Source organism: Massilia sp. BSC265, from assembly GCF_000740675.1.
GTDB lineage: Bacteria > Pseudomonadota > Gammaproteobacteria > Burkholderiales > Burkholderiaceae_D > Telluria.
Map to the genome: position 1 here is coordinate 47587 of NZ_JPXI01000029.1, position 18580 is coordinate 66166.

Below are 18580 nucleotides of genomic sequence, written 5' to 3' on the forward strand. Positions count from 1 at the left end.
CTCCTCCGTGACTGCTTTTTTTATCTGCGCCTCGTGCCGCTCATGCGGCCCGGCGCCGCCCGCGCTGGGCGGCGACGAAGTCGCGGTACCAGTGGGCGCTGGCCTTGGGGATGCGCTGCTGCGTAGCGTAATCGACATAGAATATGCCGAAGCGCTTGGCATAGCCCGAGTTCCACTCGAAGTTGTCCATCAGGCTCCACATGAAGTAGCCGCGCACGTCGACGCCGGCGTCCATGGCCGCCTTCAGGGCCGCCAGGTGCTGCTCGACGAAACGGATCCGGACAGTATCGTTGACCTGGCCTGCCTCGACGCGGTCGGGCGAGGCCATGCCGTTCTCGGTAATGTAGATCGGGGGCAGAGTATATTCGCCCTTGAGCTTGAGGAGCAGCTCCGTCAGGCCCTGCGGGTAGATTTCCCAGCCCATGTCGGTGGTGCCCAGTACTGCGGGCGCCGTGCGCGGCGGCGTCTCGGCGCTGGCGTAGTGGCGGAAATAGTAGTTCACGCCCAGGAAGTCGAGCGGCCCCTGGATGATGTCCAGGTCGCCGTCCGCGACGTGCGGGGCGTTGGCGCCGTGGGCGCGCAGCGCCAGTTCCGGATAGCGGCCCTTGAAGATCGGGTCCATGAACCATTGCACCGAGCGTCCCCACTCCAGCTCGGCAAGCGCGCGGTCGGCTTCGCTATCGGTGGCCGGGTCCGAGGTCCACTGGTTCAGCACGATGCCAAGCTTGGCGCGCGGGCTCAAGGAGCGCATCGCACGCATTGCCAGTCCGTGCGAGAGCAGCAGGTGGTGCGACACCTGGACCGCCTGCTGCGCGTCGGTGACGCCGGGGGCGAACTGCGAATTGCCGTAGCCGAGGTTGGCGGTGCACCAGGGCTCGTTGTGGGTCGCGATGCCGGCGAGGCGGTCGCCGAAGCGGCGCGTCACTTCTTCCGCATAGTCCGCAAAGCGGTAGGCCGTATCGCGCGCGAGCCAGCCGCCGCCGTCCTGCAGGCCCTGCGGCAGGTCCCAGTGGTACAGGGTCAGGTGCGGCGCAATGCCTTTTTCCTGCAACGCGTCCAGCAGGCGGGCGTAGAAGTCGAAGCCTTTCTCATTCCATGCTCCCTTGCCGTCCGGCTGCACGCGCGACCAGGCCATCGAAAAGCGGTACGCGTCCACGCCCAGGCCGGCCATGATGCCGACGTCCTCGCGGTAGCGGTGGTAATGGTCGCAGGCGACGTCGCCGTTACTGCCGTCCTTGATGTTGGCGGCGTTGCGCGAGAAAGTGTCCCAGATCGAGGGGCCCTTGCCGTCGGCGTCGGCGGCGCCTTCGATCTGGAAGGCGCTGGTGGCGACGCCCCAGGTAAAGTCATGCGGGAATTGCGTGGAATCGGTCATGGCGGATGGATGTAATGTGGGCGGAGAGGTCCTGTCGGCATGCATGCGCGGTCCGCCGGTAAGGGTTAACCAGGGTTTATGAAATCGATTTCATATTATGCGCGCGCCAGACCGTGTGTCAACGACATTTTGGCGCTCCGGGCATGGCGGCGGGCGGGTGTGGCCGGCCGGCGAGCGGCACCCGGCGCGGGTGCTGATGCTATACTGGCAATTTTCCACCCTGGCCGCGGCCGAGAGCTGCCGTTCCGGCACAATGCATGCATGAGAAAAGCATCCGACAGGCCGACGGCCACTGTCCATGAAGTCGCCCGCGTGGCCGGGGTGTCGGCGGCCACCGTATCGCGCCTGCTGAACGGCACCGCCAAGGTCTCCGACGACAAGCGCCAGGCGATCGAGCAGGCGATCGAAAGGCTGAACTACAAGCCGAACGTGCTGGCCCAGAACCTGAAGACCGGCAGCTCGCGCACCATCGGGATCTTGACCCAGTCGCTGGCGTCCGGCTACTTTGCCGATGCCATGGCCGGTGTCGACGATGCCCTGCAGGGCACCGGTTATGCGCCGCTGATCGTTTCCGGCCACTGGCATGCGGACGAGGAGGCGGAACGGATCGAACTCCTGATCGCGCGCCGCGTGGACGGCCTGGTGATCCTGAGCGGCAAGCTGCAGGACGAGCAGATCCTGGCCCTGTCCGAGCAGGTGCCGATCGTCGCCTTCGGGCGCGACCTGCAAGGTCCGCGCACCTTCGGCTTCTGCCTTGACAACTACCGGGGCGCCTGCGACGCAGTCGAGCACCTCGTCCAGCATGGCCACCGCGACATCGCCTTCATCGCGGGTCCCTCCGACCACCGCGATGCGCTGGCGCGCCTGGCCGGCTACCGCGACACGCTGGCCAAACACGGGATCAAGCCGCAACGCAAGCTGGTGCTGCCGGGCGACTTCTCCGAGTCGGGCGGGCTGCAGGCGGTCGAACGCCTGCTGGCATCCGGCAAGCGCTTCAGCGCCATCTTCGCGGCCAACGACCTGACCGCCTATGGCGCCCGCCTGGCCCTGTTCCGGCGCGGCATCGGGGTGCCGGACGAGGTCTCCGTGGTCGGCTTCGACGACCTGCACAGCTCCATGTACACGACCCCGCCGCTGACCACCGTGCGCCAACCGCTGTTCGACGTCGGCCAGCGCCTGGGACGGGCGATCCTGCGCATGATCCGGCAGCAGCCGCTCGAGCTCGAAGTGCCGGAACCGACCCTGGTGGTGCGGGAGTCGGTGCGCGCCCTCCAGAAGTAGGCACCTTCCGCTACCGCATCGTGGCCGGTCAGGCCTGGCGCGCCGGCATCGCCCGCATGGCGTCCGCGATTGCCTGGCGCAGGGGCTTGGCGCGCAGCTGGGCGTCATAGGGGAGGGGGCGCTGCGGCAGCTTGTCCTTGCGCGGCGCCTCGTCCCAGGTCTGCAGCCAGCTGACATGGTCGGCCATGCCCCACAGCAGGAAATCTTTCAGGCGCGGATAAGACAGGGTGACGTCGAGGAACTCGCGCGCGGCGGCGGCCACGCCGGCGTCGCGCTTGGCGATGTCGGCCGGCAGCGCGCGGTCGTTCACGTCGAACTCGGTGACCAGGAGGTCGTAGCCCATGGCGGTGGCTTCGTCCAGGAAGCGGCGCCATTCCCGCATGTCTTCGCTGCCGCGTTTCTTGCTCTCGTCCCAGGAACCGATGTGGGCCTGCAGGCCGAGCGCATGGACCGGGGTGCCGCGCTTCTTCAGTTCGGCCAGCATCTTCAGCACGCCGGCACGGTGCTTGGCGCTGCCGCTGTCTTCGCGCATGTAGTCGTTGTAGACCAGCTGGGCGTGCGGCGCGTATTCGTGGGCCAGTCGGAAGGCCAGGTCGACCTGCTCGATCGCGCCGTTCGAGCCGGCGCCTTGGCCCGAGAAGGCGCGGGTGAGGGCGTTCTGGCGCATCTTGCCGTCGGCGTGGTCGACCGCTTCGTTGACCACGTCCCAGCTGCCGATGCGCTTGCCGTAGTGGTCGCACACGGTCTTGACGTGCTTGCGCATCAGGGCTTCGGCGCGCTTGCTGTCCTTGCCGAAGTCTTCTTGCGCGACCCAGGTCGGCAGCCATCGCTCGGCCTGCCAGAACAGGTTGTGTCCGCGCATCGCCATGCCGCTCTTGCCGGCCCAGGCCAGCATCGCGTCGGCCGCTTCGAAACGGTAGGCGTCGCGGCTTGGCGCGAGGGCCTGCCACTTCATCTCGTTCTCGGCGACGATGATGTTGCACTCGCGCTCGACGAGGGCGCGGTAGGCCGGGTCGCCGAACTGGTTGCGGCCGGCGCCGACCGCGGTGCCGAAGCGCAAGCCCTTGCGTCCGGCAATGTCCTTGAGCGCCTCGCCGTTGGGGGCGGCCGCGAGCGCGGGCAAGCCCGGGGGCAGGAGGGCGGCGCCCGCGAGGGCCTGCAGCATGGTGCGTCGTGTCGTCATGTCGTTTCTGTCTCCGGTTGTCGTTGTCCTGTGCCCGCTGCTTCGGCGAGCTCGTCTGGTGCGGGAATGTTAGCGCAAACTTTTCGATATTGAAATCGATTTCGGAGCAGTCTCAGCTTTTCCGATGCCCGAGGAAGGGGGCACTTTGCCGTTTGCGAATGTGCTAAGATAGCGCAAACAACAGGGTCAAATTCCAACAGGGGTCCGCGAGAACATGAGTAAAGCCAACGTGAAAGCCGTCCAGGAAGACGTGGAGCGCCGCGGTCAGCCGACCATGGCCGACGTCGCGAAGCTGGCCGGCGTCTCGCCGATGACGGTGTCGCGCGTCATGAACGGCAAGGGCCTGGTGCGCGAGAGTACCCGGCGCAAGGTCGCCGAGGCGGTCGCGGCCCTGAACTACACCCCGAACCAGGAGGCGCGCAACCTTGCCGGCTCCAAGCCGATCCGGGTGGGATTCCTGTACAGTAATCCGAGTGCCGCCTACCTCAGCGAATTCCTGGTGGGCCTGCTCAGCCAGTCGGGCCTCAACAACGTCCAGCTGTTCGTCGAGAAGTGCGAGGCGGGCCAGCACGAAGAGGAGCAGACCCGGCGCCTGATCGGCAACGGGCTGGACGGCATCATCCTCCCGCCGCCGTTGTGCGACAGCGAGGCCGTGATCGCCTGCGTGGCCGAGGCCGACATCCCGGCCGTGGTGGTCGCCTGCGGCGCGCCCGACGAGCGCGTGGGCGCCGTCAGCATCGACGACTTCGATGCCGCCTACCAGATGACGCGCCACCTGATCGCCCTCGGTCACCAGCGCATCGGCTTCATCGTCGGCCACCCGAACCAGTCCGCCAGCGGACGCCGCCTGGCGGGTTACCGCGCGGCGATCGAAGAAAAGGGCGCCGACAAGTCGGAGGACCTGGTCGTGCAGGGCATGTTCACCTACCGCTCCGGCCTGGATGCGGCGGAACACCTGCTGGCCCTCGAGGAACGCCCGACCGCGATCTTCGCCAGCAACGACGACATGGTCGCGGCTGCCGTCGCCGTCGCGCACCGCCTTGGCCTCGACGTGCCGGGCGACCTGACCGTCACCGGCTTCGACGACTCGGCCCTGGCCACGACCATCTGGCCCGAGCTGACCACCGTGCGCCAGCCGATTGCCGAGATGGCGCGCCAGGCGGTGCAGTCGCTGGTGCGGCGCGTGCGCGGGCTGCGCGAAGGCGAGGAAGCGCCGCCGGAACGCGTGCCGATGGAATTCGAACTGGTGCGCCGCCAGTCGGATGCCGCCCCGCGCATCCGGCCGCCGGCGCGGCTGCCGGTGCTCAAGTCCGGCACCAAGTCCACGCCCGCCGGCGCACGCCGCACCCAAGCGGCGAGCTGAGCCGCGCGCACGGCGCACCCAGCCATGCATGTGCGCCGGCAGTGCGGCCGGCGCCGTCTTTTCCTCGAGATTTCCCTCCACAGCCTGCTTCGCAGGGCGCCGCTGCGGCGTCTCCGTCCCTCCTATCCCCGTCCGTGCGCCAGCCGCGCACGGTTTCGTCGCCCACACTAAACATTCGGCAAGTATTTGATTGACAGCGGATTATTCCGGCGTTTAGACTGGAATGGTTGCGGTAACATTTCTGTTATGCGAATGTTTGTCCGGGGATGGCGCTACCGCACGACACGCAGCCACCCGCCGTCACGAGCGGGACAGAACAATACACAGCGCTACAAGCAGCGGAGACAACAGTCGATGGGTATCAAACGCAGGGAATTTCTGGCATCGGTGGGCAGCATGGCCGGCATGGCCGGCCTGGGCAGCGTTCCGGCCGTCGCCACGGCGGCAGCCAAGGGCGGGCAAGGCAGGCCGGCGGGCGTGCCGCTTTATAAACAGGCCGGCGCGCCGGTCGATGCGCGGGTCGAAGACCTGCTGCGGCGCATGACGCTGGAAGAGAAGATCGCGCAGATGCAGTGCGTGTGGCAGAAGAAGCCGGGCGTGCAGAATCCGGACAGCAGTTTTTCGGGCGAGAAGGCGGTGGCCGCCTACCCGAACGGCATCGGCATGCTTGCGCGCCCGTCCGACCGCCTGGTGGGCAAGGTCGCCGACGTGGCCGGCAATACGGGCGAAGCGGCCAACCGCGGCCCGCGCGAGACGGCCGAATACGTCAACGCGGTCCAGAAGTGGGCGGTGGAACGGACCCGCCTGGGCATTCCCGTCCTGATGCACGAGGAGGCGCTGCACGGCTACACGGCGCGCGAGTCGACCAGCTTCCCGCAGGCGATCGGCCTGGCCTCGAGCTTCGACCCGCTTCTCGTGACCCGGGTATTCTCGGTTGCGGCGCGCGAGATGCGGGCGCGTGGCGCCCACCTGGCGCTGGCGCCGGTGGTCGACGTGGCGCGCGATCCGCGCTGGGGCCGGATCGAGGAAACCTATGGCGAAGACCCGCACCTGTGCGGCGTCATGGGCAAGGCCGCCGTGATCGGCTTTTCGGGCGAGACCCTGCCGCTGGCCGCGGACAAGGTGCATGCGACGCTCAAGCACATGACCGGCCACGGCCAGCCCGAGAGCGGCACCAATATCGGCCCGGCCAACGTCGGCGAGCGCACCCTGCGCGAAGACTTCTTCCCGCCCTTCGAGAAGATCATCAGGGAAACCAATATCGCGGCCGTGATGCCCTCGTATAACGAGATCGACGGCCTGCCTTCACACGCCAACCGTTGGCTGCTGACGGACGTGCTGCGCAAGGAGTGGGGCTTCAAGGGCGTCACCGTGGCCGACTACATGGCTGTGCTCGAGCTGGTCTCGCGCCACAAGCTGGTCGCGAACCCGAAGGAAGCGGCGCTGCGCGCCATCAAGGCCGGAGTCGACGTCGAGACCCCGGACCCCGCGGGCTACCTGACGCTGGGCGAGCTGGTCCGCGAGAACAAGATCTCGGTCAAGGAGATCGATGCCGCCGTGCGCCGCATCCTGAGGCTGAAGTTCGACGCCGGGCTGTTCGAGAATCCATATGCCGACCCGGCCAGGGCCGACGCGCTGACCGCCACGCCGGATGCCATCGCGCTGGCGCGCGAGGCGGCACGCCGCAGCGCCGTGCTCCTGAAAAACAAGGTGGACGAACAAGGCGTGGGCCTGCTGCCGCTGCAGCCGAGCCGCGTCGGCAAGCTGCTGCTGCTCGGTACCCATGCGAAGGACACCCCGATCGGCGGGTACTCGGACATTCCCCGCCATGTGGTCTCGATCCACGAGGCGCTCGAGAAGGAAGCGCGCGCCCAGGGCTTCTCCTTCGCCTACTCGGAAGGCGTGCGCCTGACCGAGCAGCGCATCTGGGGCAAGGACGAGATCGAATTCACCAAGCCGGAAGTCAATGCGCGCCTGATCGCCGCGGCGGTGGAAGCGGCCAGGTCGGCCGACACCATCGTCATGGTCCTGGGCGACAACGAGATGACCGCGCGCGAAGCCTGGGCCGATCACCACCTGGGCGACCGCATCACGCTGGACCTGCTGGGCCAGCAGAACGACCTGGCACGCGCGATCTTCGCGCTGGGCAAACCGACCGTGGTGCTGCTGCTGAACGGACGTCCGCTGTCTGCCAAGCTGCTCGCGGAACAGGCCGACGCGCTGCTCGAATGCTGGTACCTGGGCCAGGAAACCGGCCACGCGGTGGCCGACCTGCTGTTCGGGCGCGCCAATCCGGGCGGCAAGCTGCCGGTGACGATTGCGCGCGACCCGGGCCAGCTGCCGATGTACTACAACCGCAAGCCAAGCACCCGGCGCGGCTACATCGACGGCGTGACCACGCCGCTGTACCCGTTCGGCTATGGCCTGTCGTATACCCGCTTCGAGATTTCGGCGCCGCGCCTCAGCCAGGCGCGCATCGGTGTGAACGGCAGCACCAGGGTGCAGGTGGACGTGCGCAACGTGGGGAGCATGCGCGGCGACGAAGTCGTACAGCTCTACATCCGCGACGACATCAGCTCGGTGACCCGGCCGCTGCTGGAACTGAAGGGCTTTCAGCGCATCACCCTGGAGCCGGGCGAAAGCCGCAGCATCAGCTTTGACATCGAGCCGAGCGACCTGTGGTTCTTCAACGCCGACATGAAGCGCGTCGTCGAGCCGGGCACCTTCAGCATTCTCGTGGGACCGAACAGCGTCGACCTCAAGAAGACAACCCTCACCGTGGCATAAGGAAAGAGACAAGATCATGACACAAGAAAGCAATCTGCTGCCCGCCGACCTGATGGATGCCCTGCTGGTCGGCCGCGTCTGGCGTGGCGCGCCTATCGACGGACCTGCGGTGGTGGCGGTGCGCCGCGGCCGACTGGTCGACATCACGCAGCACGCCGCCACGGTGGCGGAGCTGTTCGAACGCGACGACATGCTGGCCATCGTGCGCGGCGCGGAAGGCGAAGACCTGGGCGCGGCGCTGGCGCTGGTGCAGGCTGCCGTAAGCGGGGAGGCGACCGGCGCAATCGAGCTGCTCGCCCCCTGCGACCTGCAGGCGATCAAGGCCTGCGGCGTCACCTTCGCGGTCAGCCTGCTCGAGCGCGTGATCGAGGAGCAGGCCAAGGGCGATCCGGCACGGGCGGGCGAACTGCGCGCGCAGTTACAGGCCTCGATCGGCACCAACCTGTCGCAGATCGAACCTGGCTCCGAGGCCGCCTTGCGCCTGAAAGACGAGCTGGCGGGTCGCGGCCTGTGGTCGCAGTACATGGAAGTGGGCATCGGCCCGTATGCGGAAGTGTTTACCAAGTCGCAGCCGATGTCGGCGGTCGGCCACGGCGCCGAAGTCGGCCTTCACCCGGCCTCGCACTGGAACAATCCTGAACCGGAGATCGTGCTGGCGGTGAACAGCCGCGGCCTGGTGGTCGGCGGCACGCTCGGCAACGACGTCAACCTGCGCGACATCGAGGGCCGCAGCGCCCTGTTGCTGGGCAAGGCCAAGGACAACAACGGCTCCTGCGCCATCGGTCCCTTCATCCGCCTGTTCGACGGCGGCTTCTCGCTCGACACCCTGCGCGAAGCCGAAGTGGGCATGCTGATCGAAGGCCAGGATGACGGCTTCACGCTGGAAGGCCGCAGCCGCATGCGCGAGATCAGCCGCGACCCGCTCGACCTGGTCGGCCAGACCTGCGGCGCCCACCACCAGTACCCGGACGGCTTCATGCTCTTCCTGGGCACGATGTTCTCGCCGATCAAGGACCGCGACGCGCCGGGCAAGGGTTTCACCCACCACCTGGGCGACCGCGTCAGCATCTCCACCCCGTCGCTGGGAACGCTGGTCAACACGGTCCAGCGCAGCGACGGCATCGAGCCCTGGACCTTCGGTGTACGGGCCCTGTACAACAACCTGGCGCGACGCGGCCTGCTGGCCGCGGCCGGCGCCCGCTAGGACGCAATCAGTTTACGAGAATCTCATGTCTGACAATAAGAAACAAGAATTCGCTTATGCGTCCTATCCGGACCTGGCGGGCAAGCGCGTCGTCGTCACCGGCGGCGGCAGCGGCATCGGCAGCGAGCTGACCAGGGCCTTCGCTGGCCAGGGCGCGCGCGTCGTCTTCCTCGATATCGCCGAGGAGGCGTCGCGCCAGCTGGAAACCAGCCTGGCCGGCTCCCAGCACCCGCCGACGTTCATGCGCTGCGACCTGACCAGGCTGGACGAACTCAAGGCCGTCTTCGCCCGCATCCAGGAAGAGCTGGGTGGCGTCGATATCCTGCTCAACAACGCCGCCAACGACAACCGACACGAAATCGAGGACGTCACCCCCGAGTACTGGGACAGCCGCATGAACGTCAACCTGCGCCACAAGTTCTTCTGCACCCAGGCCGTGCTGCCGGGCATGAAGGAACGGCGCGAGGGCGTGATCCTGAACTTCGGTTCGATTTCCTGGCACCTGCCGCATACCCAGCTGCACCTCTACATGACGGCCAAGGCCGGCATCGAGGGCATGACCCGTGCGCTGGCGCGCGAGGTCGGCAAGTACGGCATCCGCGCCAACACCGTGGTGCCGGGCGCGGTGCGCACCCCGCGCCAGCAGGCGCTGTGGCATACCCCGGAAGAGGAGGCGCGCATCCTGGCCGGTCAGTGCATTCCGGAGCGCGTCGAGATGGAGGACGTGGCCGCGCTGTCCCTGTTCCTGGCCTCGAACAACGCGCGCCACTGCAGTGGCCGCGAATACTTCGTCGACGCGGGCTGGTACGGCGCATGAGCGGCCATCCCACCATCGCGAGCGCCCCGCAGTGCCTGTGGCCTGTACAGGCGACGCTGGGCGAGGGCGTCCTGTGGGACGCCACGGCCGGGCAGGTCTGGTTCGTCGACATCAAGGGCCGGCGCATCCACCGCTGTGACGCCGACGGCGGCGGGCAGCGCAGCTGGGACGCCCCCGGCCAGGTCAGCTTCATCGTGCGCGCCGAAGACGGCAGCATGGTGTGCTCGCTGGACGACGGCCTGTATCGCTTCATCGAAGCGACCGGCGCCTTCGAGCCCCTGCTGGACGTCGAGGCCGAGGTTCCGGGCAACCGCTTCAATGACGGCCACGTGGACGCGCAGGGCATCCTGTGGTTCGGCTCGATGGACGACGCGGAAGAGGCGCCGACCGGCGCCCTGTACCGCTTCGACGGCGCCGGGGCTGACCGGATGGATGCGGACTACATCATCACCAATGGCCCGGCCGTCAGCCCTGACGGACGCACGCTGTACCACACCGACACCCTGGCGAAGCGCGTCTACGCCTTCGACCTTGCGGCGGACGGCAGCCTGTCCAGCAAGCGCCCCTTCGTGGAGCTGAAGGACGGCGGCTACCCGGACGGGATGGCAGTCGATGCGGAAGGGCACCTGTGGGTGGCCACCTTCGGCGGGTGGCGCATCGACCGCTTCGACGCGCTTGGCGCCAAGGTCGGCGAAGTACGATTCCCCTGCGCCAACGTCACCAAGCTGGCCTTCGGCGGGGAAGACCTGCGCACGGTCTACGCCACCACGGCCCGCAAGGGCTTGTCGAGCGAGGAGCTGAAAGCGCAGCCGCTGGCCGGCGGCCTGTTCACCTTCCGGGCCGAGGCGCCCGGACTGCCGCAGCGCCTGCTGCGCCTTAGGAAATGACACCATGAATCACGACGACCAACAACAGAAGCCACGCCGTTTCCGGTCCCAGGACTGGTTCGACAACCCGGAGCGGATCGACATGACCGCGCTCTACCTGGAGCGCTTCATGAACTACGGGATCACCCCGGACGAACTGCGCTCGGGCAAGCCGATCATCGGCATCGCCCAGAGCGGCAGCGACATCGCACCCTGCAACCGCATCCACCTGGACCTGGCCAAGCGTGTGCGCGACGGCATCCGCGATGCCGGCGGCATCCCGATGGAATTCCCGCTGCACCCGATCTTCGAGAACTGCCGCCGCCCGACCGCGGCACTGGACCGCAACCTGGCCTATCTGGGCCTGGTCGAGATCCTGCACGGCTACCCGATCGACGCGGTGGTGCTCACCACCGGCTGCGACAAGACCACCCCGGCCCAGCTGATGGCGGCCGCCACGGTCGACATCCCGGCCATCGTGCTGTCGGGCGGCCCGATGCTCGACGGCTGGTTCGAGGGCGAGCTGGTCGGCTCGGGCGCCGCGATCTGGAAGGGCCGGCGCCGTCTGGCTGCCGGGGAAATCGATGAAGACAAGTTCATCCAGATCGCCACCGCCTCGGCGCCGTCCGCGGGACACTGCAACACCATGGGCACCGCTTCGACCATGAACGCCGTGGCCGAGGCGCTCGGCATGTCGCTCACTGGCTGCTCGGCGATTCCGGCGCCCTACCGCGAGCGCGGCCAGATGGCCTACGACACCGGCCGGCGCATCGTCGAGATGGCGCATGAAGACCTGCGTCCGTCGAGCATCCTGACGCGCGAGGCCTTCCTCGACGCGATCGTGGTCAACGCGGCGATCGGCGGCTCCAGCAATGCCCAGCCCCACATCGTGGCGATGGCGCGCCATGCCGGCGTCGAAATCACGCCCGAGGACTGGATGGAATACGGCTACGACGTGCCGCTGCTGCTCAACATGCAGCCGGCCGGCAAATACCTGGGCGAGCGCTTCCATCGCGCCGGCGGCGTGCCGGCCATCATGTGGGAACTGGAGCAGCAGGGCCTGCTGCGCTCGAAGCGCTTGAGCGTCACCGGCAAGACCATGGCCGAGAACCTCGTAGGCAAGGAAAGCAGTGATCGCGAGATGATCCGCCCGTTCGCGGATCCGCTCAAGCACAGCGCCGGCTTCCTGGTCCTGAAGGGGAACCTGTTCGACTTCGCCATCATGAAGACCAGTGTGATTTCGCCGGCTTTCCGCGAGCGCTACCTGTCGGAACCGGGCGCGGAAAACCGCTTCGACTGCCGCGTGGTCGTCTTCGACGGCTCGGACGACTACCACCACCGCATCAACGACCCGTCCCTGGAGATCGACGAGCGCACCATGCTGGTGATCCGCGGTTCCGGCCCGCTTGGCTGGCCCGGCTCGGCCGAGGTGGTGAACATGCAGCCGCCCGATGCCTTGATCAAGCGCGGCATCACGGCCCTGCCGACCCTGGGCGACGGCCGCCAGTCCGGCACCTCGGACAGCCCGTCGATCCTGAACGCGTCGCCCGAGAGCGCGGCCGGCGGCAACCTGGCGCTGCTGCGTACCGGCGACGTCGTCCGCGTGGACCTGAACGCGGGGCGCTGCGACGTCCTCGTCTCGGACGAGGAGCTGGAAGCGCGCCGCAAGGACGACCCGCCCGCGATCCCGCCGAACCAGACCCCGTGGCAGCAGATCTACCGCGCCACCGTCGGCCAGCTGCATACCGGGGCCTGCATGGAGCTGGCGCTGCCTTACCGCGGCGTGGGACACGACATGCCGCGGCATAACCACTGATAGACGGAGCGGACTGGCGCGGCGGCGGGATCTTGATCGGAATGGCAGAGCCGCTGCAGCGTTGGACCGCTAGACAACATAAGAAATCAACAGGAGACGCAAGAATGAAAAAGATGATCAAGGCAGTCAGCCTGGCCTGCGCCATGCTGTTCACCGGCGGTGTCGGGGTGGCGCACGCGGATGCCACCAACCCCAAGATCGGCTTCTCGATCGACGACCTGCGCCTGGAGCGCTGGGCGCGCGACCGCGACTACTTCACCGCGGCGGCCCAGAAGCTGGGCGCCAAGGTGTACGTACAATCGGCCGACGCCAGCGAGCAGCGCCAGATCGCCCAGATCGAAAACCTGATCTCGCGCGGCGTGGACGTGCTGGTGATCGTGCCCTACAACGCCACGGTGCTGAACAACGCCATCCGCGAGGCCAAGAAGGCCAAGATCAAGGTGGTCTCGTACGACCGCCTGATCCTGAATGCCGACGTCGACGCCTATGTCTCGTTCGACAACAAGGCGGTCGGCGAGCTGCAGGCGCAGTCGCTGGTGAACCTGAAGCCGAAGGGCAACTACTACCTGCTGGGCGGCGCCCCGACCGACAACAACGCCAAGATCCTGCGCGAAGGCCAGATGAAGGTGCTGCAGCCCCTGGTCGACAAGGGCGACATCAAGATCGTCGGCAAGCAGTGGGTCAAGGACTGGAGCGCTTCCGAGGCGATGGCCATCGTCGAGAACGTGCTGACTGCGAGCGGCAACAAGATCGACGCCGTGGTCGCCTCCAACGACGGCACCGCAGGCGGTGCAATCCAGGCACTGTCGGCCCAGAAGCTGGCTGGCAAGGTGGTGGTATCTGGCCAGGATGCCGACCTGGCGGCGGTGCGCCGCGTGATCGCCGGCACCCAGACCATGACGGTCTACAAGCCGCTGCGCGCACTGGCCTCGAATGCGGCCAACGTCGCGGTGCAACTGGTGCGCAACCAGAAGCCGGGCTACAACGCCCAGATGCACAACGGCTTCAAGAATGTCGACAGCCTGCTGCTCAAGCCGGTCCTGCTGAACAAGTCGAACGTCGACCTGCTGGTCAAGGACGGCTTCTACACCCAGTCCCAGCTGGCCGGCAAGTAAAACATCCGAGACCCCGGCAGGCGCCCGCACCCGGGTCCGTCCTCGAGGTCGGCCGGGGCGGGGGGCGCCTGCGCGCTCCAACACGTGAAACAGAGTACCGAATGTCCGGCTATCTCCTCCAAATGAAGGGCATCGCGAAGCGATTCGACGGTGTTCCGGCCCTCGACGGGATCGATCTGGCGATCCGTCCCGGCGAGTGCATCGGCCTGTGCGGCGAGAACGGCGCCGGCAAGTCCACCCTGATGAAAGTCCTGTCGGCGGTCTACCCGCACGGCAGCTGGGACGGCGAGATCCTGCTCGACGGCCAGCCGCTGCGCGCCCGCTCGGTGCGCGAGACCGAAGAGGCGGGCATCATCATCATCCACCAGGAACTGATGCTCGTGCCCGAGCTGTCGGTCGCCGAGAACATCTTCCTGGGTAACGAGCCGACCCTGCCGGGCGGCCGCCTCGATTACCCGGCCATGAACCGTCGTGCCGAGGAAATCCTGCGCGAGCTGAAGCTCCCCGACGTGAACGTGGTGCTGCCGGTGAAGAACTACGGCGGTGGCCACCAGCAGCTGATCGAGATCGGCAAGGCGCTCAACAAGCAGGCGCGCCTCCTGATCCTGGACGAACCCTCGGCCTCGCTGACGGCAAGCGAGATCGAGGTCCTGCTCGAGATCATCCGCGACCTCAAGGCCAAGGGCGTGGCCTGCGTCTACATCTCCCACAAGCTGGAAGAGGTCGCGGCCATCTGCGACACCATCGTGGTGATCCGCGACGGCAAGCACATCGCCACCACCCCGATGGGCCAGATGAACGTCGAACGCATCATCGCCCAGATGTGCGGGCGCGAGATGAACCAGCTGTATCCGTCGCTTCCGCACGAGGTGGGCGAGGTGGTGATGGAAGCGCGCCACGTCACCTGCTGGGACCCGGACCAGCCGCAGCGGAAAAAAGTCGACGACGTCTCCTTCCAGCTGCGCCGCGGCGAGATCCTCGGCGTCGCCGGCCTGGTGGGCGCGGGCCGCACGGAACTGGTGACCGCCATCTACGGTTCCTACGAGGGGACCTACGAGGGCGAGGTCTGGCTGGAAGGCCGGCGCGTCGACACTTCCACGCCGCTGAAGTCGATCGAGGCCGGCTTCGCGCTGGTGCCGGAAGACCGCAAGCAGCACGGCATCGTGCGCGACCTCTCGGTGGGCGAGAACATCACGCTGTCGGTGCTGCACCGCTTTTCGAAGCTGACCCGCATCGACGACGGCCTGGAGGCGCGCGAAGTGGGCGAGCAGATCCGCCGCCTGGCGCTGAAGACGGCCAGCCCGGCGCTGCCGATCACGGCGCTCTCGGGCGGCAACCAGCAGAAGGCCGTGCTGGCCAAGATGCTGCTGACGAATCCGAAAGTCCTCATCCTGGATGAGCCTACGCGAGGCGTGGACGTCGGCGCCAAGTTCGAGATCTACAAGCTGATGCTCGAACTGGCTGCGCAAGGGATCTCGATCATCATGGTCTCGTCCGAGCTGGCCGAGGTGCTCGGGGTTTCCGACCGCGTGCTGGTGATGGGCGAGGGCAAGCTGCGGGGCGATTTTGTTAATCAAGGCCTGACCCAGGAAATGGTGCTGGCCGCTGCAATTGGACAGGTGAAATGATGCTAGACAAGGTACATGCTCCGGTGGCGGCCCAAGGGGGGCCGGCACGATTGAGCACCAACACGGGAATCAGCTTCAAGCAGATTTTCACGCAGTATAAAATCCTGGCCCTGCTGGTCGCGATCGCCATCATCTGGGCCTTCTTCAGCTGGAAGACCGACGGCGGCTTCACTTCCGCCCGCAACCTGTCCAACCTGATGCGCCAGATGTCGGTCACCGGCATCCTCGCCTGCGGCATGGTGTTCGTCATCATCGCCGGCGAGATCGACCTGTCGATCGGCTCGCTCCTCGGCCTATTGGGCGGGCTGGCGGCCGTGCTCGACGTCGTCCACCACCTGCCCTTGCCGATCTCGATGGCGATCGTGCTCGCGGGCGGCATGCTGCTCGGCTTCCTGAACGGCTACCTGACAGCCTACGCGGGGATACCTTCATTCATTGTCGGGCTAGGGGGGATGCTGGCCTACCGCGGCATCGTGCTGGGGCTGACCGACGGCACCACCATCGCACCGATTTCGCCGGAATTCGAGCAGCTCGGCCAGGCCTACCTGCCGCCCGCGTTCGGCGTGGCGCTCGGCGTCGGTTTGTTCGTATTGGCCTGCGTGCTGGCCTGGCGCCAGCGGGCCGCCCAGGCCCGCCACAAGCTGCCCGTGCTGCCGCTGTGGCGCAGCGTGGCGCGTGTGGCGATCGTCGGCGTGGTGCTGGCCGGCCTGATCAGCACCTTCAACAGCTATGAAGGGATTCCACTGCCGGTACTGGTCCTGCTGGTGCTGCTGGGCGTGTTCAGCTACATCGCACGCCAGACCGTGTTCGGGCGCCGCATCTACGCGGTCGGCAGCAACATGGAAGCGACGCGCCTGTCGGGCATCAACGTGCGCGCCGTGAAGCTGTGGATCTTCGGCCTGATGGGCCTGATGTGCGCGCTGGCCGGCCTGATCAATACCGCGCGCCTGGCGGCCGGCTCGCCCTCGGCCGGCATGTCGGCCGAGCTGGACGTCATCGCCGCCTGCTTCATCGGCGGTACCTCGATGCGCGGCGGCGCCGGCACCGTGCACGGCGCCCTGGTCGGCGCACTGGTGATGGCGAGCCTGGACAACGGCATGTCGATGCTGGACGTCGACACCTACTGGCAGATGATCGTCAAGGGCCTGATCCTGACCCTGGCGGTGTGGCTGGACGTGGCGACCCGTACGGGCCGCCGATAAGAAACGGACGGCGCCCCTACGTCGTCTTCGAACAAAAAGAAGCCAGGCGCGCAAGCGCCTGGCTTCTTTTCATTTACCGCCGGGCGCTCAGCCGGCTAATGCCGGTCACCTAAGAGCCACCGCTCATCCGTAGGGTGGGCGGGTTTCCCGCCCACGCGGTCAGATCACAGTGCTGCAGCCCGTGCGACTGTTCGTATCCCAACTACGACCGCGTGGGCGTACGTCAATGAGGCCGCTGACCTCATTGACCCCGCCCACCCTACAATTCCGACTAACTGACTTGCATTACTCAGCCGACGGTCTTCAGCACGCCGTCGACCACGCGGGCCAGGCCCAGGGGATTGTCGTCGCGCAGCGCTTCCGGCAGGAGCTCTGCCGGCACGGCCTGGTAGCACACCGGGCGCAGGAAGCGGTCGATCGCGGTGGCGCCGACCGAGGTGGTGCGGCTGTCCGAGGTGGCCGGGAAGGGGCCGCCGTGCACCATCGCGTGCGATACCTCGACGCCGGTCGGGAAGCCGTTGAACAGGATGCGGCCGGCCTTGCGCTCGAGCAGGGGCAGCAGGGCTCCCGCCAGCCGGTTGTCCGCCGCCGTCGCATGCACGGTCGCCGTCAGCTGGCCTTCCACGTGTTCCGCCATCGCCAGCAGTTCGGCTTCGTCGCGGCAGCGCACCATCACCGCCGCCGGGCCGAAGATTTCTTCTTCCAGCGCCGGGGTGGCGAGGAAGGTGGCCGCATCGCAGCCATACAGGGCCGGCTGCGCGGCGCACGCGGGGCCTTCCGAATCAGCCGCAGCGCCGCGCGCCAGCAATTGCAGGCCGGAGATTGCGGAGCGGCGTTCGATCGCCTCGACATAGGCCTGATGGATGCCGGGGGTCAGCATGGTGCCGGACGCCTTCTGTTGCAGGGCCTCGGCGGCCGCCACCGAGAAGGCATTGAGCGCCTCTCCTTCCAGCCCGATCACCAGGCCCGGGTTGGTGCAGAACTGGCCGACGCCGAGCGTGAGCGAGTCGACGAAGCCCTGGCCGAGCTTGGCCGCGCCGCCTTCGAGCGCGCCCGGCAGCAGGAAGAAGGGATTGATGCTGCTCATCTCCGCATAGACAGGGATCGGTTCCGGACGTCCTGCCGCGATGCGCATCAGGGACAGGCCGCCCTGGCGCGAGCCGGTAAAGCCCACCGCCTTGATCGCCGGATGCGCCACCAGCTCGGCGCCGATGGTCCTGCCTTCGCCGATCAGCATCGAGAACACGCCTTCCGGCATGTCGCAGTCGATCGCGGCCTGCTGCACCGCGCGCGCCACCAGCTCGGAGGTGCCGAGGTGGGCATTGTGGGCCTTGACCACGACCGGGCAGCCGGCCGCCAGGGCGGAGGCGGTATCGCCGCCGGCCACCGAGAAGGCGAGCGGGAAGTTGCTGGCACCGAAGACCGCGACCGGCCCCAGCGGGATCTTGCGCAGGCGCAGGTCCGGGCGCGGCGGGGTCCGCTCGGGCAGGGCGGAATCGAGGGCCGCTCCGAGGAAGTGGCCGTCGCGAACCACCTTGGCGAACAGGCGCAGCTGGTTGACCGTCCGCATGCGCTCGCCTTCGAGGCGTAGCTGCGGCAGGCCCGATTCGAGGCCGGCGCGCTCGATCAGGGCCGGGCCGATGTCAAGGATGCGGGCCGCGATGGCTTCGAGGAAGGCGGCGCGCCGCTCGAGCGGGAGGGCGCGGTAGCTGTCGAAGGCTTGCTCGGCCAGCGCGCAGGCCGCCGCCAGCTCGGCGCCGGACGCCAGGCCGAAGGCGGGTTCGAGGGTGGCATGGCGCGCCGGGTCGACGGCGTGTACGACGCCTGCGGCGCCGCGCACGCTCTGCCTACCGATGATCATGTCGCCGTGGATGTACATGGAATGCTCCTTGTCTGGTGAAAAAACGGATGAAGGGAGAAAAAAAAGCCGCGGTCCGCATGAC

Annotated in this window: 13 protein-coding genes; 10 read left to right on the forward strand and 3 right to left on the reverse strand. The window is 67.4% G+C overall.

The window, feature by feature from the left end:
* Positions 1 to 40: 40 nt before the first annotated feature.
* On the reverse strand, positions 41 to 1375 hold the full coding sequence (locus tag MA09_RS07455) for a GH1 family beta-glucosidase (protein ID WP_036246675.1): 1335 nt from the start codon (positions 1373 to 1375) through the stop codon (positions 41 to 43).
* A 261-nt stretch (positions 1376 to 1636) separates the two neighbouring features.
* Between MA09_RS07455 and MA09_RS07460 the strand changes: the two genes are divergently transcribed.
* Positions 1637 to 2656, forward strand: coding sequence for a LacI family DNA-binding transcriptional regulator (locus tag MA09_RS07460; protein WP_036246677.1), 1020 nt, complete (start codon positions 1637 to 1639; stop codon positions 2654 to 2656).
* A gap of 28 nt (positions 2657 to 2684) precedes the next feature.
* Here MA09_RS07460 and MA09_RS07465 read toward each other — a convergent pair whose 3' ends face one another.
* Positions 2685 to 3839 (reverse strand): endo-1,4-beta-xylanase, encoded by a 1155-nt coding sequence (locus tag MA09_RS07465; protein ID WP_051933257.1) that lies wholly within the window; start codon positions 3837 to 3839, stop codon positions 2685 to 2687.
* Between the two features lie 214 nt (positions 3840 to 4053).
* On the opposite strand from MA09_RS07465, the gene MA09_RS07470 reads away from it, so the two are divergent.
* The 9 genes from MA09_RS07470 to MA09_RS07510 all read left to right on the forward strand — a co-directional run bounded on the left by MA09_RS07470 (position 4054) and on the right by MA09_RS07510 (position 16637).
* The gene (locus MA09_RS07470; RefSeq protein WP_051933258.1) at positions 4054 to 5202 is read left to right on the forward strand and encodes a LacI family DNA-binding transcriptional regulator; all 1149 of its coding nucleotides are present in this window, start codon (positions 4054 to 4056) and stop codon (positions 5200 to 5202) included.
* Between the two features lie 354 nt (positions 5203 to 5556).
* Complete coding sequence (locus tag MA09_RS07475; protein WP_036246682.1) at positions 5557 to 7989, forward strand: glycoside hydrolase family 3 N-terminal domain-containing protein; 2433 nt, start codon at positions 5557 to 5559, stop codon at positions 7987 to 7989.
* A gap of 16 nt (positions 7990 to 8005) precedes the next feature.
* Positions 8006 to 9193: a fumarylacetoacetate hydrolase family protein gene (locus MA09_RS07480; RefSeq protein WP_036246684.1), complete on the forward strand. Its 1188-nt coding sequence runs from the start codon at positions 8006 to 8008 to the stop codon at positions 9191 to 9193.
* A 25-nt stretch (positions 9194 to 9218) separates the two neighbouring features.
* Positions 9219 to 10010: an SDR family NAD(P)-dependent oxidoreductase gene (locus tag MA09_RS07485; protein ID WP_036246686.1), complete on the forward strand. Its 792-nt coding sequence runs from the start codon at positions 9219 to 9221 to the stop codon at positions 10008 to 10010.
* Entirely contained in the window at positions 10007 to 10897 is an 891-nt protein-coding gene (locus tag MA09_RS07490; RefSeq protein WP_036246687.1) for an SMP-30/gluconolactonase/LRE family protein, read from the forward strand. Before MA09_RS07485 ends, MA09_RS07490 begins: the two co-directional genes overlap by 4 nt.
* Positions 10898 to 10901: 4 nt before the next feature.
* The gene (locus MA09_RS07495; protein WP_036246690.1) at positions 10902 to 12692 is read left to right on the forward strand and encodes an IlvD/Edd family dehydratase; all 1791 of its coding nucleotides are present in this window, start codon (positions 10902 to 10904) and stop codon (positions 12690 to 12692) included.
* A 104-nt stretch (positions 12693 to 12796) separates the two neighbouring features.
* Positions 12797 to 13807, forward strand: a complete 1011-nt coding sequence (xylF, locus tag MA09_RS07500; protein ID WP_036246692.1) for a D-xylose ABC transporter substrate-binding protein — start codon at positions 12797 to 12799, stop codon at positions 13805 to 13807.
* A 101-nt stretch (positions 13808 to 13908) separates the two neighbouring features.
* Positions 13909 to 15435, forward strand: a complete 1527-nt coding sequence (gene xylG / locus MA09_RS07505) for a D-xylose ABC transporter ATP-binding protein (protein WP_036246694.1) — start codon at positions 13909 to 13911, stop codon at positions 15433 to 15435.
* Positions 15435 to 16637, forward strand: a complete 1203-nt coding sequence (locus MA09_RS07510; RefSeq protein ID WP_200883049.1) for a sugar ABC transporter permease — start codon at positions 15435 to 15437, stop codon at positions 16635 to 16637. Before xylG ends, MA09_RS07510 begins: the two co-directional genes overlap by 1 nt.
* Before the next feature lie 289 nt (positions 16638 to 16926).
* Here the strand turns inward: MA09_RS07510 and MA09_RS07515 are convergent, their stop codons facing one another.
* Positions 16927 to 18516, reverse strand: a complete 1590-nt coding sequence (locus MA09_RS07515; RefSeq protein WP_036246695.1) for an aldehyde dehydrogenase (NADP(+)) — start codon at positions 18514 to 18516, stop codon at positions 16927 to 16929.
* Positions 18517 to 18580 lie beyond the last annotated feature (64 nt).